Here is a 25,905-nt window from a genome sequence, read left to right as displayed (position 1 = left end):
CCGTCACCTTAGGAAGCGTCGACCGCGGTCGCTTCTCGATTCCTGCTCGCTTCCGGGCGCCTCGGCCGGGTGTGCTCCATGGCGTGCCGGGTGGGCATCGCCTGCACGGCCGGATGCTCCCGCTTCCGGTACGAGGTCGGGGTCTCGCCGACCAGCTCGGTGAAGCGGGAGCTGAACGAGCCGAGCGACGTACAGCCGACCGCGACGCAGGCGTCGGTGACGCTCATCCCGGCGCGCAGCAGCGCCATGGCGCGCTCGATGCGCCGCGTCATCAGGTACCCGTACGGCGTCTCGCCGTAGGCGGCCCGGAACTGCCGTGAGAAGTGGGCCGGCGACATGAGCGCCCGGTGCGCCATGGTCGGCACGTCGAGCGGACCGGCGTACTCGCGGTCGATGAGGTCCTTCGCCCGCCGCAGGTGCGCCAGGTTCGCGATCGCTTCCGGCGTCATGGCGCCGACGATAGCGAAGCGCGCATGGGCGCGCCACGGTCGCTCGGCGTCCGCCCAGTCCTACTCTGGCGCCGTGCTCCGACCCCGTACCGCGCTCCTCCTCGCCGCCCTCACGCTCGGCCTGCTCACCGCGTGCACCAGTCCGGCGGACGCCACGCCCGCGGCATTCCCGTCCTCCAGGGCGGAGGAGTCGACGTCGACCTCGGCGCCGCCGTCGGCACCGCCCGCCGTGGAGGAGTCTCCGGCTGCCGTGGACCCGGGACGAGCGGCATCGCTGGCCGCCTTGGAGACCGCCGACGCTCTGGTGGCGCTGATCGAGCAGGGCCGCCTCGACGAGGCCCGCGCCCTCCTCTTCGACGGATCACCGCTCGACCTCGAGCCTCCTGCCGACGCGCCCTGGCGGGAGGCGCACGAGGCCGCCCAGCGGGACGGCTCGTCCTTGCTCCAGCTCTTCGACGCCGACGGGCCGGATGAGGACGAGGTCGGCCTGGTCCTCGGGGTCCTGCGGGACGACGCGGAGGCGCTTCGAACGGCGCTCGCCTGACCCGACCTGCTCGTCAGCGCCGGGAGCTCAGGCGCTGAGCTGCTCCCGGTAGCGGCGGAGGGCCTCCTCGGCCGCCGCGTGATCGACGCGGTCGTCCGGCTCGCCCGACGTGGAGATCGTGCCGACGAGCTCGCCGCCGACGAAGATCGGGATGCTGCCGCCCCACCAGGCGTAGGAGCCGTCCAGGCCTTCGGCGACCGAGGGGTCGGCGTCGCGCTTGAGGCGGCCCAGCAGGGAGCTGTGGCCGAAGTGCTTGGCGACGCGGATCTTGCCGGCGATCGTCTCCGCGTTGCCCTGTCCGGTGCTGCCGAGCTGGGCGCGGAAGGCGAGCTCGTCGCCGATGTGGATGTCGACCGCGAGGTCCTTGTCCCACTCGCGGATGACCGCGATGGCGATCTCGCCGAGACGGGCGGCGTCGTCCCGGGTGAAGGACGGGAACTCGGCCCGGGGCGTGCTCTCCAGCTGCTCGATCGTGTAGGTGAACTCGTCGCTCGTCATCGTGCTCCTCCGCGGGGTCGGCTCGGCCCGGTGCCGTCGTGGCGGGGACCGTCATCCGTACTCTACGAGCCGCCCGCAGGCGCCTCTGCCCGGTCGCCCCGCTAGCGGTCGACCGCCGCCGCATCCCGGCGCGGCCACGCCCGCCACCCGTGCGGCAGCCGGTCCAGCGTCTCCCGGGCGGCGTCGAGGCGGTCGGGTGGGAAGAACTCGCCGCGGGTGCCTCCACTCGCCGCCCCTCCGGCGTCGCCCGCCGCTGCGATCGAGTACTCGACGTCCAGGTCGCGGTTCGGCCGGACGCGCTCCCGGTAGCGTCCCTCGACCACGGCGAAGACCTGCGCCTCCAGCTGCCCCGCCTGGTCGTCCCAGCGCTCGTCGCAGGCGTCGCAGCCGCAGATCGGGAACGGGAAGTCGTGCAGCAGCCCCGCCCGCACGATCACGCCGGGGAAGGACGTGAAGACGACGACGAGCGGCGCGGCGTCCGGATCCGCGGGCGTGAGCCGCACGGCGCGGAGCACCTCCCGGGGCCGGGACCGCAGGTCGTCGGCGACGGACACGTCGTCCTCGACCGCGACGTCGTACGTCGACCGCAGGTGCGCGAGCAGCGTCTCGGCGACCGCGTGCAGGGGAGCGAAGCGCTCCGGATGCGAGACACGGCTGTAGGCGTCCTCGGGCGGTCCGCCGTCGGCCCAGCGCTCGCCGTAGTGGACGACGCGGCCGTCGTCGTCCCGGTAGACGGCGTCGGGCACCGTCGGGCGGACGTAGGCGGACATGCGGCGAGTGTAGGACCGGCGTCCAGCACGGGAGATGACATCCGGCGACGGTGCCCGGTTGCCGCGTGTCGTTCCGGCTGCCGCCTCGGCAAAGCGAAAGGCCCCGCCGGAGCGGGGCCTTTCCTACTGTCTCAACCAGTGTGTCCGAGGGGGGACTTGAACCCCCACGCCCTATACGGGCACTAGCACCTCAAGCTAGCGCGTCTGCCATTTCCGCCACCCGGACGAGTGCTTGCGACCTTCCGATCGCCGAGGAAAGACACTACCAGATCGTCGGGGGCCGTCCGTGCCACGGCGCTCTGCCGCGCGTCGGGGGCGGCTCCGACCGCCGGGTACCGTGAGAGGCATGAGCCCCGCGACGCCCGAGCCCCTGCCCGAGGTCGCCGTCGTCGCGCGCGACCTGCTGCGGATGGACACGACCAACTGGGGTGGCGGGCGCAGCGCGGGGGAGCGCGAGGCCGCCGAGTACCTCGAGGCGCGGCTCGCCCGGATGGGCCTCAAGCCGCAGCTGTTCGAGTCGGAGCCGGAGCGGGTGTCCGTCGTCGCCCGGGTCGAGGGCGAGGATCCGAGCCGCCCGGCGCTCGTGCTGCACGGCCACACCGACGTCGTGCCGGCCGACGCGAAGCACTGGAGCGCCGACCCGTTCGGCGGGGAGGTGCGCGACGGGATGCTGTGGGGACGCGGCGCCGTCGACATGAAGGACATGGACGCGATGATCGTCACCGCGCTCGGCGACCTGCTCGCATCCGGACGGCGGCCCGCCCGGGACGTCGTCGTGGGCTTCTTCGCGGACGAGGAGGCGGGCGGCCTCCTCGGCGCGCACTGGCTCGTCGACTCCCACCCGGAGCTGTTCGCCGGCGCGACGGAGGCGGTCAGCGAGGTCGGCGGATACTCGGTCACCTTCGGCGGCCAGCGCTCGTACCTGCTGCAGACGGGGGAGAAGGCGCTCGTCTGGGCGAAGCTCACCGCGCGGTCGCCGTCGGCGCACGGGTCGCGGCTGATCCGCGACAACTCGGTCACCCGGCTGGCGGAGGCGGTCGTCGCGCTCGGCCGCCGCGACTGGCCGATCCGTCTGACGCCGACCACCGAGCGGCTTCTCGCCGAGGTGGCGCGCATCCTCGGCGCCGACCCGGAGCGGGTCGGACCGGACGAGCTGCTGCTGCGCACGGGCACCGCGTCCGGGTTCCTGCTCGGCACCCTCCGCACGACGACGAATCCGACCGTGCTGAGCGGCGGGTACAAGCACAACGTCATCCCCGAGGAGGCGAGCGCGCTCGTCGACATCCGCTGCCTGCCGGGGGAGGAGCAGCAGGTGCTCCGCGAGGTGCAGGAGCTCGTCGGCGACGACATCGAGATCGAGACGGTGCACACCGACGTCGGGCTGGAGACGCCGTTCGGCGGCCCCCTCGTCGACAAGATGATCGAGCTGCTCGGCCGGCACGACCCCGGCACCACGGTCCTGCCGTACCTGATGTCGGGCGGCACCGACAACAAGGCCATGTCGAAGCTCGGGATCACCGGCTACGGCTTCGCGCCCCTCCGTCTGCCGGAGAGCCTCGACTTCCCGGCCATGTTCCACGGGGTCGACGAGCGGGTGCCCGTCTCCGCCCTCGAGTTCGGCCGGCGGGTGCTCACCGACCTCCTCCTGGAGTGCTGAGCTTCCCGTTCCCGGCGGGTCAGCGGGACGGGGTCATGCGGGCGACGACCGCGTCGAGCGCGGCGTCCAGCGTGTCGTAGGGGCCGAGCCGCCCGTAGCCGACCGCGTTCGGGTAGCAGCTGTAGCCGGCCGCATCGCGGCGGACGAGGGCGAGGGCGGACTCGCCCTGCTGCTCCGCGAGGTCGGAGACCGCGAGCCACTCGCTCTCGTCGGCGCCCGGAACCAGGCGCACCGCGTCGCGCGGCGCACTGCCGAGCGGACGGTGCAGGTCGATCAGCGCGCGGGCGAGCCGATGAGCACGGGCGAGCGCCGCCGTGTCGCCCTCGACGGCGGCGAGCACCGCGCCCTTCAGCAGCACATGGCAGGACAGCGCGAAGTCGTCGGCGTCTCGCAGCCCGGCCTCGGCGGCGAGGGTCCCGATCATGGTGCGGACCCGCTCGACGTGCGTGAGCATCCGCACGCCGAAGCGCTGCCGGCGGCCCGCCTGCGACAGCGTCCGGATGTGAGCCACCGCGTCGAAGTCGTCGCGGCCGAACTCCTCCTCGAAGGCACCGAACAGCCGCAGGAGCCGGTTCTCGGCGCTCGCATCCCCGGCTCGGGCCACCATCGCGGTGATCCGCGCGGCCCGCTCGCTGCTCGCGTGCTCGATGGCCGCGAGGACCAGCGCCTGCTCGTCCGGGAACCGCCGCCGGACCTCGTCGGCGGTCACGCCGGCGGCCGCCGCCACATCCTCGATCCGCACGCCTTCGAGGCCGTCGTGCCCGACCAGGTCGTACGCGCAGGCGAGGATCCTCTCGCGGGCGCCGGGCGTCGTCGAGGTCTCGAGCAGCGTCATCCCGGGGAAGATAGCGAAGCGTCCGGACGACGCGCCAGACGGCGGGGATCGCGGCGACGACTGCGGCGCCCGCGCCGTCCGCGGTGCCGAGGCACTGCGGACGGCATCGGACGCCGTGGGTCCGCGAGGCGCTCTCCCTGGGAGGACCAGGAGAGCGCCCCGCCGTCAGGACGAGATGTCCTCCAGCAGGTCGCCGACCCGCTCGGGCGGCAGCGCCCGGGCGATGTCGGCCTGGGCGACCATGCCGACGAGCTTGTGCCCGTCGATCACCGGCAGGCGGCGCACCTGGTACTGCTTCATCGTGCGGACGGCCTCCTCGAGGTCGTCGTCGGCGCCGATCGTGATCGGCTTGCCCTCACCGAGCGAGCCCGCCCTCGTGCTCGACGGGTCGCCGCCCTCGGCGAGGACCTTCACCACGATGTCGCGGTCGGTCAGCATGCCCTTGAGCTTGCCGTCCTCGCCGCAGATCGGCAGTGCACCCACATTGAGGTCGCGCATCTTCCGCGCCGCGGTGACCAGGTCGTCGTTCTCGCCGACGCACTCGGCGTCGGGGGTCATGATGTCGCGTGCAGTTGTCATCAGCATCTCCTCCTCGAGTCCGGGTCGCCGGAGGCCCGACGACCCGCGCTTGCCTCGGAAATTACGCCGCGGCGATCCCGCCCTCAAGGGGTTGCGGGCCGCTGCCGACGCCCCCGCGAAGCGCCGTGCCGCATCGGGTCGGAAGCTCCGCCGCAGCCCGCCGGTAGGGTGTTCGGCGGCAGGGGACCTCCTGTCCGCTCGTCCATCGGAGGCCACCGTGCAGATCCTCGAGGCTCTTCTCCTCGGGCTCGTCCAGGGACTCACCGAGTTCCTGCCCATCTCGTCCAGCGCCCACCTGCGCATCGTCGGCGAGTTCCTGCCGGGAGCTCAGGACCCGGGCGCCGCGTTCACCGCGATCACGCAGCTCGGCACCGAGACCGCCGTCCTCGTCTTCTTCTGGCGCGACATCGTCCGCATCGTCTCCCGCTGGTTCCTGTCGCTGTTCCGGGCGAAGGATGCGCGCGGCGCCCTCCGCGTGCCGCGCAGCGACCCGGACGCACGGATGGGCTGGCTGATCATCCTCGGCTCGCTGCCGATCATCGTCCTCGGCCTGCTCTTCCAGGACGACATCGAGACCACGTTCCGCTCGCTCTGGGTCGTCGCATTCACGCTCATCGGCTTCGGCGTGCTGCTCGGCATCGCCGACGTCATCGGCCGCAAGGAGCGCCGCCTCAACACTCTGAGCGTGCCGCACGGAGTGGTGTTCGGCTTCGCCCAGGCGCTCGCGCTCATCCCCGGCGTCTCGCGCTCCGGCGGCACCATCACGGCCGGCCTGCTGCTCGGCTACACGCGGAGCGCGGCCGCCCGGTACTCGTTCCTGCTCGCGCTGCCCGCCGTGTTCGGCAGCGGCTTCTACCAGCTGTACAAGAGCATCACCGAGGAGTGCACCGCCGCGGCGGCCGCCGCCGGCACCTGCGCGCCCGAGGTGTTCGGCCCGCTCGAGACCGCGCTCGCCACGGTGGTCGCGTTCGTCGTCGGCCTCGTCGTGATCGCGTTCTTCCTCAGCTACATCTCGAAGCGCTCCTTCATGCCGTTCGTGATCTACCGGATCCTGCTCGGCGGCGCCCTCATCGTGCTGCTCTCGACGGGCGTCATCGCGGCGTAGCGCCGCTCCGCGACCGGCGGCGGCCCGAGGTTCTCGGCGGCCCCTCGCGGGAGTGGCAGGATGTCCGCGTGACCGATCTCGAAGTGGCGCCCCAGGAGGTCCGGAGCGCGCCGGACCCGGCCGCGGCCACGATCGAGATCCTCGAGCCGCGCGACGTCCCCCTCGGCGGGCCGCGGGCCATGTCGGTGCGCCGCACGCTGCCGCAGCGCCGCCGCTCCCTGATCGGCGCGTGGTGCTTCCTCGACCACTACGGACCCGACGACGTCGCAGCCTCCGGCGGAATGGAGGTCCCCGGGCACCCGCACACCGGGCTGCAGACGGTCACCTGGCTGTTCGAGGGCGAGGTCGAGCACCGCGACACCCTCGGCACGCTCCGGGTCATCCGGCCCGGCGACGTGAACCTGATGACGGCGGGTGCGGGCATCGCGCACTCCGAGTACTCGACGCCCGGCACCACCCGCTTGCACGGCGCCCAGCTGTGGATCGCGCTGCCCGACGCGGAGCGCGACGGCGCCCGCGCCTTCGAGAACTACGCCGCACCCCAGGTGCTCCTCGGCGAGGCACGCATGCGCGTGTTCCTCGGCGAGCTGGCGGGGGAGCGGTCTCCGGTCGCGACCTGGACGCCGGTGCTCGGCGTCGAGCTGCTGCTGCCCGCCGGCGCCGCGCTCGAGCTGCCCGTCGACCCGCTCTTCGAGCACGGCGTGCTCGTCGACGAGGGCACGATCACCGTCGACGGCACGTCCGCCACGCCGGGACAGCTCCTCTACCGCGGGCCCGTCGACGCGCCGCTGCGCATCTCGGCGGCGGAGGATGCGCGGCTCCTGCTGATCGGCGGCGTGCCGCTCGGCGAGCCCATCGTCATGTGGTGGAACTTCGTCGCGCGCAGCCACGAGGAGATCGTGGAGCAGCGCGACCGGTGGCAGGCCCAGCGCGCCGCGGCCGCGGCCGGGGTCGGCCGGAGCGGGCCGTACGGCGACTTCCCCGACGTCTGGGAGCACGTGCTGCCCGCGCCGGAACTGCCCACCGTGCGACTGAAGCCGCGCGACAGCCCCGACCGGGACCGAGGAGGACCGCGATGAGCGACGACGACGCAGAGGTGCGCCACGAGCCCGAGCACGACCGGTACACGCTCTTCCTCGGCGACGAGACCGCCGGGGTCGCGCAGTACCAGGAGCACGGCGACTGGCGCGTCTTCACCCACACCGTGGTCGACGACCGCTACGAGGGCATGGGACTCGGCAGCCGGCTCGTCCGGTACGCGCTCGACGACACGAAGGCGGCCGGCAGGCGCATCGTCCCCCGCTGCCCGTTCGTGCGCGCCTACGTCGAGAAGCACCACGACTGGGACGACCTGGTCGACCAGCCGACGAAGGCGCTGCTCGCGAGCCTGCCCGACTGACGCGGGCGCCCGGGCAGGGCTACGGGGACTGCGGGCGGTCGCGGCCGTCGGCGTAGCCGTCCCGGCCGTCGCCGCGGCGGCGCAGGTACCGCTCGAACTCCTGGGCGATCGCCTCGCCGCTCGCCTCCGGGGAATCGACGGTGTCGCGCGCCTGCTCGAGCTGCTCGATGTAGGCGGCCATGTCCTCGTCCTCGCCGGCGATGGCGTCGATCCCGGACTCCCAGGCGGTCGACTCCTCCTCGAGGTCGCCGTGCGGCACCGGGATGCCGAGCACCTCCTCGAGGCGCTCGAGCAGCGCGAGGGTCGCCTTGGGGGAGGGGGCGTTGTGCACGTAGTGCGGCACCGACGCCCAGATCGAGACGGTGGGGATGCCGACGACGTCGGCGACGTCCGCGATCACGGACAGGATGCCGACCGGCCCCTCGTAGGTGCTGCGCTCGAGGTCGAGCTCCTCGCGCAGGTCCGCGTCCTCGCTGGAGGAGAAGATCGAGATCGGCCGGGTGTGCGGAACGTCGGCGAGCATCGCGCCGACGACGACGATGCCGGTGATGTCGGCGACGAGGGCGGCATCGAGGATCTCGGCGGCGAAGTTCTTCCAGCTGCGGGAGGGCTCGCTGCCGAGCAGCACGTAGACGCTGTCGACCCGCTCGAGCGACGTCGGCGGCAGCTCCGCCTCGACCTCGGGCGGCAGCGCCTCGTCGCGCGCGGGCCCGTAGATGGTGGCGTGGGGCCAGCGCAGGCGGCGGCGGCCGTCGTCGTCGTTGTAGGCGACCGGGCGCGTGAACTGGTAGTCGAAGTACAGCTCGGGGTCCACCTCGTGCACGGGCGCGAGGCCGAGGGAGTCGCGCAGCACGGTCACGGCTCCGGAGGCCGCCTCGCCCGCATCGTTCCAGCCCTCGAACGCGACGACGAGGATCCGTCCGTCGCTGAACCGCCGCTCGTTCGCCACGTGCCCTGCCTCTCCGCCCGCGAGCGGGCTCGATCAAGGATAGGACTCCCCTTCCAGGCGAGGGCCCCGATCGGAGTCCGTTCGCCGTCAGCCGATTCCGGGTGCGGTCAGGCGCGCTACGTAGACTGGCCCGTTGTGCACCTAGACCTCCCCGCCGCAGTCCTCTGGGACATGGACGGCACCCTCGTCGACACCGAGCCCTACTGGCAGGCCGCGCAGACCGAGCTCGTCGGCTCGTTCGGCGGCGTCTGGACCCCGGAGGACGGGCTCGCCCAGGTCGGCGTGAGCCTCTGGGTGTCCGCCGCGATGCTGCAGGCGAAGGGCGTGCCGTGGGACGCGGAGCAGATCATCGAGCACCTGCAGGACGCGGTCATGTCCGAGGTGCGGAAGTCGGTGCCGTGGCGCCCAGGAGCGCGCGAGCTCCTGACCGAGCTGCGTGAGGCCGGCGTGCCCACGGCCCTCGTCACCATGTCGATGCGGCCGATGGCGGAGGAGATCGCCGCCGCCGTGCCCCTCCCCGGGCCGGCCTTCGACGTCATCGTGTCGGGCAGCGACGTCGAGAACCCGAAGCCGCACCCCGAGGCGTACCTCACCGCGGTCGAGCTCCTCGGCGTCGAGGCGGCTTCCTCGGTCGCGATCGAGGACTCGCCGCCCGGGCTCGCCTCCGCCGTCACCGCCGGAGTCGCCGCGGTCGGCGTGCCGCACAGCGTCGACCTGCCCGCCGGCACCGGCTACGTCGTCTGGCCCACGCTCGCGGGCAAGAGCATCCGGGACCTGGCGGCGCTGCTGCCCCGCGACGCGCGCGTCGACGAGGAGCTCGCCTCGTGACCGCCTTCTCCGGCCCCTTCCAAACCGGCGACCGCGTGCAGCTGACGGGCCCCAAGGGCCGCCTCAACACCATCACGCTGACGCCCGGGAAGCAGTTCCACTCCCACCGCGGAGTGCTCGACCACGACGCGCTCGTCGGGCTGCCGGACGGATCGGTCGTCGCGAACTCCGGGGGGGTGGAGTACCTCGCCCTCCGCCCGCGCCTCGCCGACTTCGTGATGAGCATGCCGCGCGGCGCGGCCATCATCTACCCGAAGGACGCCGCCCAGATCCTCGCCCAGGCGGACGTCTTCCCGGGCGCCACCGTCGTCGAGGCGGGAGTCGGCAGCGGCGCCCTCAGCCTGTGGCTGCTCCGGGCGATCGGCTCGACCGGCCGGCTCGTCTCCTTCGAGCGCCGCGAGGAGTTCGCCGAGGTCGCCGCGGGCAACGTCGTCGGGTTCCTCGGCGCCGAGCCCGAGAACTGGCGGATCGTCACCGGGGACCTCACCGAGGAGCTCCCCGCCGCGCTCGAGCCCGGCACCGTCGACCGCGTCGCGCTCGACATGCTCGCGCCATGGGAGTGCATCGGCGTCGTCGCCGACGCGCTCAAGCCGGGCGGCATCGTGCTCTGCTACATCGCCACCGTCACCCAGCTGTCCCGGGTGGCCGAGGCGATCCGCGACACCGGCCTGTTCACCGAGCCCGAGTCGAGCGAGACGCTCGTCCGAGGCTGGCACGTCGAGGGCCTCGCCGTGCGGCCGGACCACCGGATGGTCGCCCACACCGGCTTCCTGCTGACCGCCCGGCGGCTCGCGCCCGGCGCGGTGCTCCCCGCGCTCAAGCGGCGTGCCTCCAAGAGCGAGTACGAGGACGAGGACGTCGAGCTGTGGACGCCCGGCGCGCTGGGGGAGCGGACGGCGAGCGCCAAGTCGCTGCGCCGCCGGGTGCGGGAGGCGAAGGCGGGGGCGAGCGCGTCGCTCGCCCGCGGCAGGACGCCGCTCGACCCGCGTGAGCTGGACGCGCCGCCCTCCGAGGCGCCCGAGGACGGCCTGGTGACGCGCGACGCGGCCGACGGCGACGCGACGGGCTCCGGCGAGGCCGACCAGTAGACTGATCCGCGGCCGATCCCGGCCCTCGGCATTTCTGGACGGCTCCTGACATGAACAGACGACTCCCGCGCGTCGCTTCGGCGATCCTCGTGTCCGCCGCCGTGCTCGGCGGCCTCTCCGCCTGCTACGTGGGCCCGGCGAACGACGACTGCACCCCGGAGGCGTCCTCCGGCAACGCGTCCCAGTCGGTGACCGCACGCGGTGCGCTGCTCACCGAGCCGACCGTCTCGTTCCCGACGCCGCTGCTGCCCGGAACGACCCAGGCCACGACCCTGGAGGCCGGCAACGGCGAGGTCATCCACGGCGACCAGTACGTCTCCGCCTACCTCAGCATCTTCAACGGCACCAACGGCGCGCTCCTCGACCAGAGCGACTACGCCGGCGGAAAGCCCTCGTCCTTCGTGATCGACAATCTGCCGATCGAGGGCCTCCGCGAGGGGCTCCAGTGCGCCGAGGTCGGCAGCCGCGTCGCGGTCGTCGTGCCGGGCGACGAGGCCTTCGCCGACGACAGCCGGCCCGCCGGCGTCTCGGCGGAGGACTCGCTCGTGGTCGTCGTCGACTTCAAGGACGCCTACCTGTCCCGCGCCCAGGGCACCGCTCAGGTCGCGCAGGCCGGCCTCCCGTCGGTCGTGCTCGACCCCTCCGGCCGCCCCGGCATCACCGTCCCGGCCGACACCGAGCCTCCGAAGGACCTGCAGGTCGCGAACCTGATCATCGGCGACGGCGCGAAGGTGAAGGACGGCGACGCGATCCTCGTCAACTACACCGGCGTCGTCTGGGACACCGGATCGGTGTTCGAGTCGAGCTGGGAGAACGGGGCGCCCGTCACGCTGACGATCGCCGACGGCCAGACGATCCCCGGCTTCGTCGACGCGATCAAGGGCAAGAAGGTCGGCGACCAGGTGCTCGCCGTCATCCCGCCCGACCAGGCCTACGGCGAGCAGGGCAGCGGCGCGGTTCCGGCGAACGCGACGCTCGTCTTCGTGGTCGACATTCTCGGAATCGTCGAGTAGGAATCCTGTGCCGTCGGAGGCGGTGCCCGTCGAGGAGCGGCTGTTCAGCCTCGTGCTCGCCCTCGTCGCGACCGAGCACGGCCTGACGAAGGCCGAGATCCTCTCGTCCGTGCAGGGCTACCGGCAGCGCTACAAGCCGGGCGGCGACAACGCGAGCCTCGAGCGCCAGTTCGAGCGGGACAAGGACGACATCCGCGAGCTCGGCGTGCCGCTCGAGACGATCGAGCTGGCGAGCGACGCGGGCAACAACCAGAACCTGCGCTACCGCATCCCGAAGGGCGCCTACGACCTCCCCGCCGACGTGACCTTCACCCCGCAGGAGACGACGCTGCTGAACCTCGCCGCCGAGGTGTGGCGCGAGGGCTCCCTGTCGAGCGAGTCGCACCGGGCGCTCCTCAAGCTGCGGTCCCTCGGCGTCGACGCGATCGAGCCGACGATCGGCTACGCGCCGCGCATCCGCGTGCGCGAGCCCGCCTTCGAGCCGCTGCGCGCCGCGATCGACAAGCACGTCGTTGTCCGCTTCTCCTACCTGAAGCCCGGCGAGGACACGGCGACGGAGCGCACCGTCGAGCCGCTCGCGCTCATCAAGCACGAGGGGCGCTGGCATCTCGCGTCCTTCGACCGCGGACGCCAGGAGCGGCGCACGTTCCTGCTGAGCCGCATCGTCGGCGCGGTCACCACGACCCGCACCGCGTTCACCCCGCCCGAGGGCGACGCCGCGGCCGCCGCCCTCGCCGACCTCGACCGGATCCTCGCGAACGGGCGGGTGCGGATCCGCGTCGTCCCCGGCTCGGACGCCGAGACGCGCCTGCAGCGCCGCGCCGCCGAGACGCTCGCCGACGACGAGTTCGTGCTCAACTACTCCGACTCGAACCTGATGGCCGACGAGCTCGCCTCGTACGGGCCGGAGGTGGTCGTGCTGGAGCCGGCGCATCTGCGCGACCGCGTCGTCCAGCGCCTGCGCCGCGTCGTCGCCGACCACGAGGGGACCGCCCGGTGAGTGCACGCCCCTCGAGCTCGCGCCCGCTGCAGGCGCAGGACAAGCTCGCGTTCCTGCTCTCCCTCGTGCCCTACCTCATCGACCACGAGGACGTCGGCGTCGCCGAGGCAGCCCAGCACTTCGGGGTCACCGAGGAGGAGATGCGGCGGCACGTGCGGCTCATCGCGGTGTCCGGTCTGCCCGGTGACAGCGACTCCTACCTGCACAACGATCTCTTCGACATCAACTGGGACGAGTTCGAGGACAACGACCGGATCGTCCTCACCCACTCGGTCGCGATCGACGAGTCGCCGCGCTTCTCCGCGCGCGAGACGGCCGCGCTGCTCGCCGGCCTGCAGTACCTCTCGGCGCTGCCGGAGAACGCGGACCGCCAGGCGCTGTCCACGCTGATGAACAAGCTGGCGCGCGGCGCGTCCGCCCCGCCGAGCCCGGTGGTCGTCGCCCGTGCCCGCGTGGACTCCGCCCTGCCGGTGCTGCGCGAGGCGCTCGTGTCGCGGCACCAGGTCGAGTTCGACTACCGGGACGCGCAGGGCGCATCGGAGCGCCGGACGGTCGACCCGCTGCGCCTCGACTCCGACGACGAGAACTGGTACCTGCGCGGCTGGGACCACGCCCGGTCGGCCGTGCGCACGTTCCGCCTCGATCGGATGTCCGAGGTCGTCGCGACCGACCGTCCCGCGAGCCGCGGGTCCGACGAGGTGGCGCTCTCCGACACCCTCTTCGAGACGTCGCCGGAGGACCTCAGCGTCGTCGTCGAGGTGAGCGAGAGCGCGCTTCCGCTGCTCGGCGACTACCTGCCCGAGGGCACGCGCACCCGCCCGGGACGCCGCCCGGGCGTGGTCGAGGCGACGCTGCGGGTGGGTCACTACCACGGCCTCAAGCGCCTCGCCGCCCGCCTGTCGGGCGTGGTCGTCGTCCGCGAGCCCGACCAGGCCCGCACGGCGGTCGCGGACTGGGCGCGCCAGGGCCTCGCCGCCTACGGCGAGCAGTGACAGCCTTCCTCGCCGCCCCGTCCCCATAGACTCGGGGCATGCCGTGGTGGTCGTGGGTGCTGATCTGGGTCGCCCTCGTGCTCGCGATGCTCGGCATGCTGGCCTGGTTCGGCTGGTGGCTCTTCAAGAAGGGCATGGTCGCCATGGAGGCGCTCGGCGAGCTGGCCGGCCGCCTCGAGCTGCTCGACCGCGCGAGCGACGACCTCGCGCCGGAGAAGCCGTTCGTGCCCGCGATCCTTCGCGACCGGGCCGAGGTCCAGGAGGCACATCGCGTGCTCGCCGAACTCCGAGCGGAACGCAAGGAGCGCCGCCGGGAAGCTCGACGGGCCCGGGGTAGACTCCTCGTGACCGCCGATCTCAGAAAGAGGACGTTCCCATGGGAATCTTCGGCAACACCTTCTCGGGATGGCACCTGATCGCCGTCCTGGCGATCGTGCTCCTGCTCTTCGGCGCCCCGAAGCTTCCCGCGCTCGCGCGCAGCATCGGCCAGTCGATGAAGATCTTCAAGAGCGAGATCAAGTCGGAGGGCGACGCCGCCGAGAAGCGCGACGCCGAGCCCCCGGTGGTCTACACCGACGAGCCGCCCGCCGGCATGCCCGCTCCCACCCCGAAGCCGGCGGACTCCGCGGGGACCAAGCCGGAGAAGTAGCCGGTGGCCCGCGCCAAGCGGGGCGCCGACCGCGAGCGGCGGATGTCGCTCGGCGAGCACCTCGTCGAGCTGCGCCGCCGGCTCATCATCGCCGCGCTCGCGCTCGTGGTGGGGATGGTCGGCGGCTTCCTGCTCTCCGATCTGGTGTGGGACGCGCTCCGCACGCCGATGGAGCAGGTGGCCCGACATCACAACGCGAGCATCAACTACACGAACATCACCCAGGCGTTCGATCTCAAGCTGCGCATCGCGTTCACGGTCGGCCTCGTGCTGTCCGCACCCGTGTGGCTCTACCAGATCTGGGCGTTCATCGTGCCCGGCCTCACCCGCAAGGAGAAGCAGTACGGCTTCGGCTTCTTCTTCGCCGCCGTCCCGCTGTTCTTCGCCGGCTGCTTCGCCGGCTGGTACGTGTGGCCGCACATCGTCGAGCTGATGGTCGGCTTCGCCGCCCCGGAGACGTCCGTCTTCCTCACGGCGAGCGACTACCTCGACTTCGTCCTCAAGCTCATCGTCGTCGTGGGCGCCGCGTTCGTGCTGCCGGTGTTCCTCGTGCTGCTGAACTTCGCGGGGATACTGCAGGGCGTCACCATTCTCAAGAGCTGGCGCATCGCGATCCTCACGATCACGCTGTTCACAGCGACGGCGACGCCGGCGGCGGACGTCATCTCGATGTTCCTGCTCGCCATTCCGATGGTCCTGCTCTACCTGTCCGCGGCCGGCATCGCGATCCTGCACGACCGCCGCGCAGCCAAGCGGAACGAGGCCCTGAGCGCCGGCTACGCATGAGACGCAGCCGCCTCATGAGCGTCAGTCGCCCCACGAGCACGACCCGAAGGACGCACCGATGACCGCAGAGCTCTCCCCGGCCGAGCGCTTCGCCGCCTCACGCCAGAAGCAGCGCTATCCGATCCTGGACGCCTTCCGGGCACGCCAGTCGTTCGACCTCGACCCGTTCCAGATCCGCTCCTGCGAGGCGCTCGAGGACGGCCGCGGTGTGCTCGTCGCCGCTCCGACCGGTGCCGGCAAGACGATCGTCGCCGAGTTCGCGGTCTACCTCGCGATGCAGGACCCGTACGCGAAGGTCTTCTACACGGCGCCGATCAAGGCGCTGTCGAACCAGAAGTTCAACGAGCTGGTCGACGACTACGGCGAGGAGAACGTCGGCCTCCTCACGGGCGACACGAACGTCAACTCGAAGGCCCGCGTCGTCGTCATGACGACCGAGGTGCTCCGCAACATGCTGTACGCGGACTCCGACCTGCTGCGCGACCTCGCCTACGTCGTGATGGACGAGGTGCACTACCTCGCCGACCGCTTCCGCGGTCCGGTGTGGGAGGAGGTCATCATCCACCTCCCGCAGCACGTGCGGCTCGTGTCGCTCAGCGCCACGGTCTCGAACGCCGAGGAGTTCGGCGACTGGCTGCAGGCCGTCCGTGGCGACACCGATGTGATCGTGTCCGAGGAGCGGCCCGTCCCGCTCGAGCAGCACGTGCTGGTGCGCAACCGGCTCGTCGACCTGTTCGACTCGTCCGGCCTCGCCGCCACGAACCGGGTGAACCCGGAGCTCGTGCAGATGGCCCGCTACGGCGGGCGGGTGCTCGGCGTGCGGGAGAACCGCGACGTCGGCCGCCGGCACTCGAAGGGCGGCCGGCCCGACATGGGGCGGATGGAGCGCGGCGACATCGTGCGCCTGCTCGACGAGCGGAACCTGCTGCCCGCGATCTTCTTCATCTTCTCCCGCGCCGGCTGCGACGCCGCCGTCCGCCAGGTGCTGCGGGACGGCGTCCGGCTGACCGAGTCGTGGGAGCGGCAGGAGATCCGCGAGATCACCGAGGAGCGCTGCCGCACCCTGCTCGACGAGGACCTCGCCGTCCTCGGCTACTGGGAGTGGCTCGAGGGCCTCGAGCGGGGCGTCGCCGCCCACCACGCCGGCCTCCTGCCGGCGTTCAAGGAGGTCATCGAGGAGCTGTTCCAGCGGAAGCTCCTCAAGGTCGTCTTCGCGACCGAGACGCTCGCCCTCGGCATCAACATGCCGGCCCGCACGGTCGTGCTCGAGAAGCTCGAGAAGTTCAACGGCGAGGCCCGCGTGCCGATCACGCCGGGGGAGTACACCCAGCTCACGGGGCGCGCCGGCCGCCGCGGCATCGACGTCGAGGGCCACTCGGTGATCCAGTGGGCGGACGGCATGGAGCCGCAGGCGGTCGCCTCCCTCGCCTCGCGCCGCAGCTATCCGCTCAACTCGAGCTTCCGGCCGACCTACAACATGGCCGTCAACCTCATCGAGCAGTTCGGCCGGGAGCGCACGCGCGAGATCCTCGAGTCGAGCTTCGCCCAGTTCCAGGCCGACCGCGCCGTGGTCGACCTCGCCCGCAAGGTGCGCCAGCAGGAGGAGTCGCTCGCCGGCTACGAGAAGGCGATGCAGGACGAGAACGGGCAGAGCGGCGACTTCACCGAGTACGCGCAGATCCGCCGCGAGATCAGCGACCTCGAGAAGGCCGGCCAGCAGAACCGCGACCGGACACGCGCGCAGCACGAGAAGCACCAGCGCCGCCTCGCGGAGCTGCGGCGCCGCCTCCGCGCCCACCCCGGCCACTCGTCGCCGCGCCGCGAGGAGCTGTCCCGCTGGGCGGAGCGCTGGTGGCGGCTGAAGCGCCAGACGGACGGCCTGCGGCAGCAGATCTCCAACCGGACGGGCGCCGTGGCGAAGGTGTTCGACCGCGTCACCGACGTCCTCCTCGAGGAGGGCTACCTCAAGCAGGACGCCGAGGGGCAGATCGTGCTCACCGGGAACGGCGTGATGCTGAAGCGCATCTACGGCGAACGCGACCTGCTGGTCGCCGAGAGCCTGCGCCGGGGGGTGTGGGCGGAGCTCGACCCCGCCTCGTTCGCCGCCCTCGCCACCACTCTCGTGTTCGAGCCGCGCCGCGAGGAGTCGGAGATGTCGGAGCGGTGGCTGCCGCGCGGCCCGTTCCGCGCCGCACTCGACCGGCTGCAGGACATCTGGGCGCGCCTCGACGACGTCGAGCGCGACCACCAGCTGGCCGGCTCGAACCCGCCATCGACCGGCCTCGTCATCGCGATGCACAAGTGGGCGCGGGGCGGCCCGCTCGACCAGGTGCTCCGCGACGCGGACCTGCAGGCGGGCGACTTCGTCCGCTGGACCAAGCAGACCATCGACCTCCTCGACCAGATCTCGATCGTCGCGGACGGCAAGCAGGGGCGGACGGCACGACAGGCGATGGATGCCATCCGCCGCGGCATCGTCGCGTACGCGAGTGTCGGCTGACCTGAGGGTGGCCGCCGTCCCCGCCCCGAAGGCGAGGGCGCGCGGACCCGCCCGCGCCCCGTCGCCGCCCCTTCCGCTGTGGGGCGCTCTGCTGTCCGCGCTCGCCGGCGGTGTCGTGCTCGACGGCGCGTTCCCGGACCGCGGGATCTGGCCCCTGGCCTTCGTCGCAATCGGCATCGTGCTCGTCGCGCTGCGGGGTCGCCGACCCAGGGCGGCCTTCCTCGTCGGCCTCGTCTTCGGGCTCACGTTCTACCTGGTGCACATCGAGTGGGCGACGCTGTTCCTCGGCGAGGTGCCGTGGCTGGCACTGTCGACCCTGGAGGCGCTGTTCGTCGCAGGAGGCTGCGCGCTGATCGCGCTCGCGTACGCGCGCGTTCCCCGGCTCTGGCGCGGTCGCCTGGGTCGCATCGGGCTGCTGCCGGTCGTCGTCGCCGGCCTCTGGACCGCCCGCGAGGCGATCAGCGCGGTCTGGCCGTACGGCGGCTTCTCCTGGGGCCGTGTCGCGATGTCGCAGTCGGACAGCCCGCTCTCGTCGCTGTTCTCCTGGCTCGGCATCTCCGGCGTCAGCTTCGTGATGGTCTGGCTCACCGCGCTCGCTCTCGAGCTCTGGTTCACCCGCCCGCGGAACACGCTGCCCGGCGTGCCCACGATCGGCGCCGTGCCGCGCCTCGTGCTCGCAACGGCGGCGGTCGCGGCGGTGCTCGCGGTCCCGGCCTTCCCGACCGTCGCGGCCGGCTCACTCCGCGTCGGCGCGGTGCAGGGCGACACCCCGTCCGGCTACTTCGACCAGCGGGACTACGACGGGGTCGTCCTCGACGGGCACATCACCGCGTCGGTGCCGATCATCCGCGACGACCTCGACGTGCTGCTCTGGCCGGAGGGGGCGAGCGATCTCAACCCGCTCGAGTCGGAGCGCGCCGCGGAGGCGTTCGACCTCGTGTCGGGGGCCGCGCAGGCGCCGCTCATCGCCGGCACGATCACGGAGCGCGACGGCAGGTTCTACAACTCGTCGCTGCTCTGGCGGAGCGGCGAGGGCGCCGTCGACCTGTACGACAAGCGGCACCCCGTGCCGTTCGGGGAATACATCCCGGACCGGGCCTTCTGGCGCCCGTTCGCGCCCGACCTCATCGACCTCGTCCAGCGCGAGTACACGCCCGGCTCGACCGACGCGGTCTTCGACCTCGGCGACGCGGTCGCGGGCATCGACATCTGCTTCGACATCGTCGACGACGCGCTCATCACCGAGAGCGTCCGCGACGGCGCCCAGGTGCTGTTCGCGCAGACCAACAACGCCGACTTCGGCCGCACCGACGAGAGCGTGCAGCAGCTCGCCATCGCGCGCATCCGGGCCCTGGAGACGGGACGCAGCGTGGTCAGCATCTCCACGGTGAGCGCGAGCGCGGTCATCGGGCCCGACGGAGCCGTGCTCGAGGAGCTGCCCGCGTTCGAGCCGGCGGCGCTCGTCGAGGACGTGCCGCTCCGCGACGGGCTCACCCCGGCGGTGGTCGCCGGGCGCGGCATCGAGGTGCTGGTGTCCGGCTTCGGCCTCGCGGCCCTGCTGCTCACCCTCCGCCGCCGCCGCTGAGAGCGGGCGGGGCGAGGAGCGGGGGAGGCGGGCGCACGAAAAGGGCCGCCGGAAGCCGGCGGCCCTGGGAGGGTCCCGAGCGGGACCTCGTGTCTAGTGCGCGTTCAGGACGCGATCTTGCCGCGACGGGCGCGCAGGTACTGCAGGCGCTCCTCGAGGAGCTCCTCGAGCTCGGCGCGGGTGCGGCGCTCCAGCAGCATGTCCCAGTGGGTGCGCGGGGCCTTCGCCTCCGCCTGGCTGGACTGGACGGGCGTGCCGTCGCTCTCCAGCAGGACCCCCTCCTTGCCGGACTTCGGCGAGGTCCAGGTCTCGGGGATCTCCGCCTCCTCGGCGAAGGTGACCTCGAACGTGGAGCCGTCGTCGCTGAGGTACCGGGCGACGGTCCGGGGGGAGAAGACGACTCCCTCCTCGCTCTGCAGGCTCTGGCTTCCGAGGCGCATTCCGCGCAGGCTGCGATCTGCCATTCGTGGCTCCTTCCGCTGGGTGATCACCATCCTCAACCCCGGCTCGGGGGACATCCTTCCCAGCCGGGATAATTCCCAGACAGTTGCCAGAGAGCACTCGATAGGGGTTTCAGAGACGCCCCCGAATCACCTCCGCGAGCAGGTCGCAGCGGTCGCTCACGATGCCGTCAACACCGGCTCTGAGCAGGCGTTCCATGTCCTCCGGATCGTTCACCGTCCACACGTGGACCTCGACTCCGGCGGTGTGCAACCCCTTGACCATCTTCGGCGTCGTCGCGCGGATGCCGAGCACCTTCTCGGGTATCTGTACGGCGTCCACATGCCGAAGTGCGGCCCTCGTGACAGCCCGCAGGCCCAGCCGGGCGGAGACCACTCCGAGCAGCACCTGAGGGGCCGAGGCGGAGGTCGCGACGTCCCCCAGCCGGGCCAGCGCGGCGGTGCGGCGGGCGGAGCGGAAGGAGGCGATCAGCACCCGGTCGGCGGCGCCCGCGGACTGCACCGCACGAGCCACCGACTCGGCCGCGGGAGCCGATTTCACGTCGATGTTGAACCGGGCAGACGGGAAGGTCTGCAGCGCGTCGACCAGGGTACAAATCTGTTCGCCGACCGGTCCGATCGCGCGGAGTTCGGCGAGGGTCAGGGAGGCCACCGCGAGGTCGAGAGCGGCGATGCGCCGCAGCTCCGGGTCGTGCAGCAGCACGGCGTGGCCGTCCGCGGTGGCGTGCGCGTCGGTCTCCAGGTAGTGCGCGCCGGCGGCCAGGGCGGCCTCGAACGCGGCGAGGCTGTTCTCGAGCGCACCGCCGGTCGCGAGGCCGCGGTGCGCGATGATCCGCGGCGCGGGGGAGTCGAAATAGGGGAGCGGGCGGGTCACGCCGACGGCGGCGGGACGTCGCCGCTTTTCGCGGAGCGCTGGCGCTCGGCGTCCGCGCCCGCGACCGCGTCCGCCGCCTCGGCGCGCGCGGAGTCGGCGGAGGCCTGGGCCTCGCGCGTCGCCTGCTGGGCCTCGCGCCGTGCCGCCGCCGTCTGGGCGCCGTCGACAGGAGCCGCCTCGCCGAGCTTGCCGAACGCGCCGCTGACGCCCTTCAGCGCCTCGGTGAGCTCGCTCGGCACGATCCAGAGCTTGTTCGCGGCGCCGTCCGCGATCTTGGGCAGCGTCTGCAGGTACTGGTAGGCGAGCAGCGGCCCGTCCGGGTTGCCCGCGTGGATCGCGCCGAACACCGTCGTGATCGCCTTCGCCTCGCCCTCGGCCCGGAGCACCGACGCCTTCGCCGCACCCTCGGCCTGCAGGATGGCCGCCTGCCGCGCGCCCTCCGCGGTGAGGATGGCCGACTGCTTGGTGCCCTCCGCGGTGAGGATCGCGGCGCGACGGTCGCGCTCGGCGCGCATCTGCTTCTCCATCGAGTCCTGGATGGAGTGCGGCGGCTCGATCGCCTTCAGCTCGACGCGGGAGACGCGGATGCCCCACTTGCCGGTCGCCTCGTCGAGCACGATGCGCAGCTGGCTGTTGATGTTGTCACGGCTCGTCAGCGCCTCCTCGAGGTTGAGGCCGCCGACGACGTTGCGGAGCGTCGTCGTGGTCAGCTGCTCGACCGCTCCGAGGTAGTTGGCGATCTCGTAGGTGGCGGCGCGGGCGTCCGTCACCTGGAAGTAGACGACCGTGTCGATGGACACCACGAGGTTGTCCTCGGTGATCACGGGCTGCGGCGGGAAGGACACGACCTGCTCGCGCATGTCGACCAGCGGCCGCACGCGGTCGATGAAGGGGACGAGCAGGTTGAGGCCGGGCGTGAGCGTCTTGTGGTACTTGCCGAGGCGCTCGACGACGCCCGCGTAGGCCTGCGGGATGATCCGGATCGACCGGATCAGCACCACGATCACGAAGACCGCGACGATGATCAGGAGGGCGATCACGAACAGCTGCCCGATGAAGGCGGTTCCGTCGATCATTGCGGGGTGCTCCTCTCGGTGGGCACGACGACTGCGGTGGAGCCGCTGATGGCGGTCACGGCGACGGGGGAGCCGACCTCGAGCACGCCCGAGCCGGCGGATGCGTCCAGGCGCGCCGTCCAGGTCTCGCCGTTCGCGAGCTTCACCTGGCCGCCGTGCTCGCTGAGCGGCACGACGACGCGGCCCGCCATGCCGTGCAGGGCGGCGATGTTGCTCGGCGTCGGATCGGCCCCCTTGCGGGTGAGCCGGAGCAGGACGGGGCGGATGAGGAGCAGCAGCAGCACCGACAGCACGAGCGCGATGAGGATCTGCACCCACCAGGGAGCGCCGAGCAGGTTGGCGGCGAGGCCGCCGAGGCTGCCGACGCCGATCATCAGGAACGTGAACTCGAGGGTGAGCAGCTCGATGATGACGCACAGGACGATGAAGCCCAGCCAGACGATCCACATGTACTGCGTGAGGTCGGGGAGCAGCATCGCATCCTTCGCGGTTCGGTTGCCCCCGAATCTAGCGGGTCCGTGCCCTCGAACGCCGGGTTGGTAGGGTCGGGTCGTGGTCACGACGCCTGAATCGAACCCCCTTCCGCCCGGCTCCCTGGAGGGCAAGCGCGCCCTCGTCACCGGCTCCTCCCGCGGTGTCGGCGCCGACACCGTCGTGTACCTGGCCCAGGCCGGCGCGAAGGTGGTCGTCAACTACCGCAACAAGGAGAAGCGCGCGGTCCAGCTGGTCGACCAGCTGCGTGAGCGCGGCGGCGAGGCGATCGCGGTCGGCGCCGACCTCACCGATCCCGCATCGGTCGCGAGCATGTTCGACCGCATCCGCGAGGAGTGGGGCGGCCTCGACCTCCTCGTGCTCAACGCCTCCGGCGGCATGGAGACCGGCATGGGTGAGGACTACGCCCTCCGGCTCAACCGCGACGCGCAGCTGAACGTCCTCGACGCCGCCCTCCCGCTGATGGCGGACGGCGGCCGGGTCGTGTTCGTGACGAGTCACCAGGCGCACTTCATCCGCGAGGTGCCGACGATGCCCGAGTACGAGCCGGTCGCCCTGAGCAAGCGCGCGGGGGAGGACGCCCTGCGGGAGCGCATCCCCGACCTGCGGGCGAAGGGCATCGATCTCGTCGTCGTCTCCGGCGACATGATCGAGGGCACCATCACGGCGACGCTCCTCGAGCGCGCCCGGCCGGGCGCCATCGACGCCCGCAAGGAGGCGGCGGGCCGCCTCTACAACGTGGCCGAGTTCGCCGCGGAGGTCGCGCTCGCCGCCGTCGAGGAGGTGCCGGGAGACAACACGCGTCTCGTCGGCGACGTCAGCAGCTTCACCGCCTCGTGACCTTCCGGGCGACGTCCCGGGTGCTCCTGTTCGATCAGGACGACCGCACCCTGCTGTTCCTGCAGTACGGCAAGTCCCGCGATGTGCCGCCGCGGTGGATCACCCCTGGCGGTGGCATCGACCCGGGCGAGGACCACGACCAGGCGGCGATCCGGGAGCTGCAGGAGGAGACGGGTCTCGCGCTGGCGTCGATCGCCCCGGCCTTCCACCGGGGGGACTTCGATCCCGACCAGCGCTGGCACCCGTACGAGACCGGGCACTGGGCGTGGTACGCGGTGCGCGTCGACCGGTTCGATCCGGTGAAGGACGGCTGGACGGAGTCCGAGCTGGCCGACGTCGTCGAGTGGCGCTGGTTCGCCGTCGACGAGCTCGACGACACCGAGTACGAGTACGAGCCGGTCGAGCTGCCCGGGCTCCTGCGGCAGGCGCTGACGACCCTCGAGTCCTAGAGGGCTGTCGCCACGCAGTTCGAGCCGCTCCTTGCAACCCTGTCCCGGTTGCACGGCGGCCGGCCGACCGCCCGCTTAACATCGGGGGATGAGCGACACCCAGTCCCTGCATAGACAGGACCGGCAGACCCTCGAGGTGCAGCGCAAATGGCCGCTCGTCAGCGGCATCATCGCTCTCGCCCTGGTGATCCTCGGCGGCGTGCTCATCGCCATCCGGCAGTTCGAGGTCGTGCCGTACGAGGTCGACCAGGAGTGGATGGACGAGCTCTACGAGAACCGCACGCCCTTCTGGGAGGGCGTCGCCCGCTTCTTCGACCGGCTGGGCGGCGGGCTCATCGGTGTCGTCATCGTGCCGGTCGCCATCATCCTGGTGCTGCTCCTCGTCCGCCGGAGGTGGGGTGCCCTCTACTTCCTCACGGCGAGCGTCCTGAGCGCCGGCCTGGTGCAGCTGATCAAGAACACGGTCGACCGGCCCCGGCCCGAGCAGATCCTCGTGGTCGCCGACTTCGGCTCATTCCCGAGCGGGCATACGGCGAACGCCGCGACCATCGCGGTGGTGCTCGCCCTGATCATCAACCGCTGGTGGGTGTGGCCGCTCGGGGCGGCGTACACGATCTGCATGCTGCTCAGCCGCAACTACCTCGGCGCGCACTGGCTGACCGACACCCTCGGCGGCCTTCTCCTCGGCGCGGCGGTCGCGCTCATCGTCTGGGCACCGTTCGCCCACCGGCTGCACCGCGAGACGCTGCGGAAGCGTGACGTCGCGCCGGCGCCCGGGGTGCCGGAGGCCTAGGCCGAGCTCGACCTGCGCACGGCCGCGGCGCGGCGCACCTCGTCGGCTCGGGCGTCCGGGTCCTCGCCCTCGTCCTGCCCGTCCTCGGTGATCCGGCTGGGCACCGGCCCCGGCAGGACCTCCGGAGCGGAGCGGGGCGCGGTGGCCTTCAGCGCGAGCTCCTCGGCGTCGATCGCGGCGAGCACCGCGCGCACCGCGTACTCCTCGTAGCGTCCTTCGGACCGGGCGACTCGCACCGCCTCCCGCTCGGCCTCGATCATCGCGTGGCGGAGGCGCGTGTAGTCCGCGAGCCGAGGCCCGGGCTCCTCGGCGTCGGATCCCTCGGTGAGGAAGGTCGCGTTGATGCGCAGCCGGCGCGTGACGAGCTCCTCGACGTCGTCGGTGACCTCGTCCTCGAGCCGCTGCAGCCCCGCCGAGTGCGCCTCCGCCATGAGCAGCCGGCGCTGCATCTGCTCCTGGTCGATGTTGGGCGCCGGCAGGCGCAGCTTGCGGATGACCCACGGCAGCCAGAGGCCGGCCAGCAGCGACCCGGCGATGACCACGAAGGCGAGCAGCTGCAGGAAGCCCCGATACGGCGTCTCCTCGGGCAGCAGGAACACGGCGATGAGGGTCACGACGCCGCGGATGCCGGACACCATGACGGCGACCGAGTTCCGCCACCGCCACTGGCGCTCCCGCAGCCACGACGGCCCCACCCGGTAGAGCACCGTCGTCAGCGCGATCCAGATGACGCGCGAGAGGAACACCGCGGCCAGCACCGCGCCGCCGATCCCGATCGACGGCCAGAAGCCGGGGGAGTCCGCGATCGCGTCCTGCACGATGCCGTAGAGACTCAGCCCGATCAGCAGGAACACCGCGTTCTCGAGCAGGAACCGGATCGTGCGCCAGTTGAGCGACTCGGCGATGCGCGCCTCCGCCGACTGGATCGAGGGGGAGCGGTAGCCGAGGAACAGGCCGGCGAGCACCACGGCGAGGACACCCGAGCCGTGCAGCAGCTGCGCCGGGATGAACGCGAGGTAGGGCGTCACGAGCGAGAGGCTCGTGTCGAGCACGGCGGAGCTGAGGCGCTTGCGGATCTCGGCGATGACGAAGCCGATCCCGAGTCCGACCGCGCAGCCGACGCCCACCGCGAGCAGGAGCTCGAGGGTGACCGAGCCCGCGTCGACCACGCCGACGATCGCGGTGATGGACGTGCTGAGGGCCACGAGCGCGACGGCGTCGTTGAGCAGGCTCTCGCCCTCGAGGATCGTCACGAGCCGACGGGGGAGCCGCAGCCGACCGGCGATCGCGGTGACCGCCACGGCGTCGGTGGGGGCGACCACCGCCCCGAAGGCCAGGGCGGCCGCGAGGCCGATGCTCGGCAGCACGAGCCAGGTCGTGAAGCCCACGAAGACGAACGTGAACGCGACCAGTCCGACGGAGAGCAGCAGGATGCTGTCGCCGCGCGCCTTGATGTCGATGAACGAGGTCCGGATGGCGGCCGCGAAGAGCAGCGGCGGCAGCACGCCGTAGAGGACGAGATCGGGCTCGATCTCGATGGTGGGCACGGCGGGGATGAAGGAGACCGCGGCGCCGATGGCCACCAGCGCGAGGGGCGCCGAGACGCCGAAGCGGCCCGCGAAGCCTGTCACGGCGACCGTCACGATGACGAACGAGACGATCCAGGCGATGTACGTGACCGACTCCACCCGTCG

General features: G+C 72.1%; 29 protein-coding genes and 1 tRNA gene. 18 read left to right on the top strand and 12 right to left on the bottom strand.

The annotated features are described in order from the left end of the window. Positions 1 to 8: 8 nt before the first annotated feature. Positions 9 to 449: a helix-turn-helix transcriptional regulator gene (locus tag J3P36_RS01015; protein ID WP_210505404.1), complete on the bottom strand. Its 441-nt coding sequence runs from the start codon at positions 447 to 449 to the stop codon at positions 9 to 11. A gap of 73 nt (positions 450 to 522) precedes the next feature. Between J3P36_RS01015 and J3P36_RS01010 the strand changes: the two genes are divergently transcribed. Further along, positions 523 to 993, top strand: coding sequence for a hypothetical protein (locus J3P36_RS01010; protein WP_210505403.1), 471 nt, complete (start codon positions 523 to 525; stop codon positions 991 to 993). 27 nt (positions 994 to 1,020) lie between these two features. On the opposite strand, the gene J3P36_RS01005 is transcribed toward J3P36_RS01010, so the two are convergent. The 3 genes from J3P36_RS01005 to J3P36_RS00995 all read right to left on the bottom strand — a co-directional run bounded on the left by J3P36_RS01005 (position 1,021) and on the right by J3P36_RS00995 (position 2,487). Further along, complete coding sequence (locus J3P36_RS01005; RefSeq protein ID WP_210505402.1) at positions 1,021 to 1,491, bottom strand: heme-binding protein; 471 nt, start codon at positions 1,489 to 1,491, stop codon at positions 1,021 to 1,023. Positions 1,492 to 1,592: 101 nt separating this feature from the next. Further along, entirely contained in the window at positions 1,593 to 2,261 is a 669-nt protein-coding gene (locus tag J3P36_RS01000; RefSeq protein ID WP_210505401.1) for a DUF6226 family protein, read from the bottom strand. Positions 2,262 to 2,402: 141 nt separating this feature from the next. Then, positions 2,403 to 2,487 (bottom strand) — tRNA-Leu (locus J3P36_RS00995). Between the two features lie 120 nt (positions 2,488 to 2,607). Here J3P36_RS00995 and J3P36_RS00990 point away from each other — a divergent pair. Continuing rightward, positions 2,608 to 3,918, top strand: coding sequence for a M20/M25/M40 family metallo-hydrolase (locus tag J3P36_RS00990; RefSeq protein ID WP_210505400.1), 1,311 nt, complete (start codon positions 2,608 to 2,610; stop codon positions 3,916 to 3,918). A gap of 19 nt (positions 3,919 to 3,937) precedes the next feature. On the opposite strand, the gene J3P36_RS00985 is transcribed toward J3P36_RS00990, so the two are convergent. Both J3P36_RS00985 and J3P36_RS00980 read right to left on the bottom strand, forming a co-directional pair. Further along, complete coding sequence (locus J3P36_RS00985; protein ID WP_210505399.1) at positions 3,938 to 4,753, bottom strand: TetR/AcrR family transcriptional regulator; 816 nt, start codon at positions 4,751 to 4,753, stop codon at positions 3,938 to 3,940. A gap of 165 nt (positions 4,754 to 4,918) precedes the next feature. Continuing rightward, positions 4,919 to 5,332: a CBS domain-containing protein gene (locus J3P36_RS00980; RefSeq protein WP_210505398.1), complete on the bottom strand. Its 414-nt coding sequence runs from the start codon at positions 5,330 to 5,332 to the stop codon at positions 4,919 to 4,921. Between the two features lie 217 nt (positions 5,333 to 5,549). On the opposite strand from J3P36_RS00980, the gene J3P36_RS00975 reads away from it, so the two are divergent. From J3P36_RS00975 to J3P36_RS00965, 3 genes are all read left to right on the top strand, one after another. Next, entirely contained in the window at positions 5,550 to 6,437 is an 888-nt protein-coding gene (locus J3P36_RS00975; protein ID WP_307806910.1) for an undecaprenyl-diphosphate phosphatase, read from the top strand. Between the two features lie 68 nt (positions 6,438 to 6,505). Then, positions 6,506 to 7,516 (top strand): pirin family protein, encoded by a 1,011-nt coding sequence (locus tag J3P36_RS00970; RefSeq protein ID WP_210505396.1) that lies wholly within the window; start codon positions 6,506 to 6,508, stop codon positions 7,514 to 7,516. Further along, positions 7,513 to 7,836: a GNAT family N-acetyltransferase gene (locus J3P36_RS00965; RefSeq protein WP_210505395.1), complete on the top strand. Its 324-nt coding sequence runs from the start codon at positions 7,513 to 7,515 to the stop codon at positions 7,834 to 7,836. Before J3P36_RS00970 ends, J3P36_RS00965 begins: the two co-directional genes overlap by 4 nt. A gap of 19 nt (positions 7,837 to 7,855) precedes the next feature. Here J3P36_RS00965 and J3P36_RS00960 read toward each other — a convergent pair whose 3' ends face one another. Next, positions 7,856 to 8,785 carry a PAC2 family protein gene (locus J3P36_RS00960; protein ID WP_210505394.1) on the bottom strand — a complete coding sequence of 310 codons (930 nt, stop codon included), beginning with the start codon at positions 8,783 to 8,785 and terminating at the stop codon, positions 7,856 to 7,858. Positions 8,786 to 8,920: 135 nt separating this feature from the next. Here J3P36_RS00960 and J3P36_RS00955 point away from each other — a divergent pair, with 135 nt between their 5' ends. From J3P36_RS00955 to lnt, 10 genes are read left to right on the top strand one after another with little or no spacing between them, the layout of a single operon-like run. After that, positions 8,921 to 9,613, top strand: coding sequence for an HAD family phosphatase (locus tag J3P36_RS00955; protein WP_307806909.1), 693 nt, complete (start codon positions 8,921 to 8,923; stop codon positions 9,611 to 9,613). Next, a complete protein-coding gene (locus J3P36_RS00950) occupies positions 9,610 to 10,701 on the top strand; it encodes a tRNA (adenine-N1)-methyltransferase (protein WP_210505393.1) in 1,092 nt (363 codons plus the stop codon). The genes J3P36_RS00955 and J3P36_RS00950 overlap by 4 nt, the downstream gene beginning before the upstream one ends. A 50-nt stretch (positions 10,702 to 10,751) precedes the next feature. Then, entirely contained in the window at positions 10,752 to 11,714 is a 963-nt protein-coding gene (locus J3P36_RS00945) for an FKBP-type peptidyl-prolyl cis-trans isomerase (RefSeq protein ID WP_210505392.1), read from the top strand. Positions 11,715 to 11,721: 7 nt separating this feature from the next. Continuing rightward, positions 11,722 to 12,714 (top strand): YafY family protein, encoded by a 993-nt coding sequence (locus J3P36_RS00940; protein ID WP_210505391.1) that lies wholly within the window; start codon positions 11,722 to 11,724, stop codon positions 12,712 to 12,714. After that, a complete protein-coding gene (locus J3P36_RS00935; protein WP_307806908.1) occupies positions 12,711 to 13,706 on the top strand; it encodes a WYL domain-containing protein in 996 nt (331 codons plus the stop codon). The genes J3P36_RS00940 and J3P36_RS00935 overlap by 4 nt, the downstream gene beginning before the upstream one ends. Before the next feature lie 38 nt (positions 13,707 to 13,744). Then, positions 13,745 to 14,122, top strand: coding sequence for a hypothetical protein (locus J3P36_RS00930; protein WP_210505390.1), 378 nt, complete (start codon positions 13,745 to 13,747; stop codon positions 14,120 to 14,122). Beyond that, entirely contained in the window at positions 14,083 to 14,355 is a 273-nt protein-coding gene (tatA, locus tag J3P36_RS16495) for a twin-arginine translocase TatA/TatE family subunit (protein ID WP_210505389.1), read from the top strand. Before J3P36_RS00930 ends, tatA begins: the two co-directional genes overlap by 40 nt. Before the next feature lie 42 nt (positions 14,356 to 14,397). Next, complete coding sequence (tatC, locus tag J3P36_RS00920) at positions 14,398 to 15,141, top strand: twin-arginine translocase subunit TatC (protein WP_210506538.1); 744 nt, start codon at positions 14,398 to 14,400, stop codon at positions 15,139 to 15,141. Positions 15,142 to 15,199: 58 nt separating this feature from the next. Next, positions 15,200 to 17,641, top strand: a complete 2,442-nt coding sequence (locus J3P36_RS00915; protein WP_210505388.1) for an RNA helicase — start codon at positions 15,200 to 15,202, stop codon at positions 17,639 to 17,641. Beyond that, positions 17,631 to 19,226 carry an apolipoprotein N-acyltransferase gene (gene lnt, locus J3P36_RS00910; RefSeq protein WP_307806906.1) on the top strand — a complete coding sequence of 532 codons (1,596 nt, stop codon included), beginning with the start codon at positions 17,631 to 17,633 and terminating at the stop codon, positions 19,224 to 19,226. Before J3P36_RS00915 ends, lnt begins: the two co-directional genes overlap by 11 nt. Before the next feature lie 104 nt (positions 19,227 to 19,330). Here lnt and J3P36_RS00905 read toward each other — a convergent pair whose 3' ends face one another. From J3P36_RS00905 to J3P36_RS00890, 4 genes are all read right to left on the bottom strand, one after another. Continuing rightward, positions 19,331 to 19,690: an RNA polymerase-binding protein RbpA gene (locus J3P36_RS00905; protein WP_210505386.1), complete on the bottom strand. Its 360-nt coding sequence runs from the start codon at positions 19,688 to 19,690 to the stop codon at positions 19,331 to 19,333. Between the two features lie 109 nt (positions 19,691 to 19,799). Further along, positions 19,800 to 20,561 (bottom strand): glycerophosphodiester phosphodiesterase family protein, encoded by a 762-nt coding sequence (locus tag J3P36_RS00900; RefSeq protein WP_210505385.1) that lies wholly within the window; start codon positions 20,559 to 20,561, stop codon positions 19,800 to 19,802. After that, positions 20,558 to 21,637 carry an SPFH domain-containing protein gene (locus tag J3P36_RS00895; protein ID WP_210505384.1) on the bottom strand — a complete coding sequence of 360 codons (1,080 nt, stop codon included), beginning with the start codon at positions 21,635 to 21,637 and terminating at the stop codon, positions 20,558 to 20,560. The genes J3P36_RS00900 and J3P36_RS00895 overlap by 4 nt, the downstream gene beginning before the upstream one ends. Beyond that, on the bottom strand, positions 21,634 to 22,113 hold the full coding sequence (locus J3P36_RS00890) for an NfeD family protein (protein ID WP_210505383.1): 480 nt from the start codon (positions 22,111 to 22,113) through the stop codon (positions 21,634 to 21,636). Before J3P36_RS00890 ends, J3P36_RS00895 begins: the two co-directional genes overlap by 4 nt. A gap of 76 nt (positions 22,114 to 22,189) precedes the next feature. On the opposite strand from J3P36_RS00890, the gene J3P36_RS00885 reads away from it, so the two are divergent. The 3 genes from J3P36_RS00885 (at position 22,190) to J3P36_RS00875 (ending at position 24,211) form a co-directional block, all read left to right on the top strand. Next, positions 22,190 to 22,969, top strand: coding sequence for an SDR family oxidoreductase (locus J3P36_RS00885; RefSeq protein WP_210505382.1), 780 nt, complete (start codon positions 22,190 to 22,192; stop codon positions 22,967 to 22,969). After that, positions 22,966 to 23,418 (top strand): NUDIX hydrolase, encoded by a 453-nt coding sequence (locus J3P36_RS00880; protein ID WP_210505381.1) that lies wholly within the window; start codon positions 22,966 to 22,968, stop codon positions 23,416 to 23,418. The genes J3P36_RS00885 and J3P36_RS00880 overlap by 4 nt, the downstream gene beginning before the upstream one ends. An 88-nt stretch (positions 23,419 to 23,506) precedes the next feature. Next, positions 23,507 to 24,211, top strand: coding sequence for a phosphatase PAP2 family protein (locus tag J3P36_RS00875; protein WP_210505380.1), 705 nt, complete (start codon positions 23,507 to 23,509; stop codon positions 24,209 to 24,211). Here J3P36_RS00875 and J3P36_RS00870 read toward each other — a convergent pair. Continuing rightward, positions 24,208 to 25,899: a sodium:proton antiporter gene (locus J3P36_RS00870; protein WP_307806905.1), complete on the bottom strand. Its 1,692-nt coding sequence runs from the start codon at positions 25,897 to 25,899 to the stop codon at positions 24,208 to 24,210. The genes J3P36_RS00875 and J3P36_RS00870 overlap by 4 nt on opposite strands. Positions 25,900 to 25,905 lie beyond the last annotated feature (6 nt).

This window comes from Naasia sp. SYSU D00057 (assembly GCF_017916505.1).
In the GTDB taxonomy this organism is placed as follows: Bacteria; Actinomycetota; Actinomycetes; order Actinomycetales; family Microbacteriaceae; genus Naasia.
Note: the sequence above shows the minus strand (reverse complement) of the source record. Positions and strands in the feature narration are given on the sequence as shown.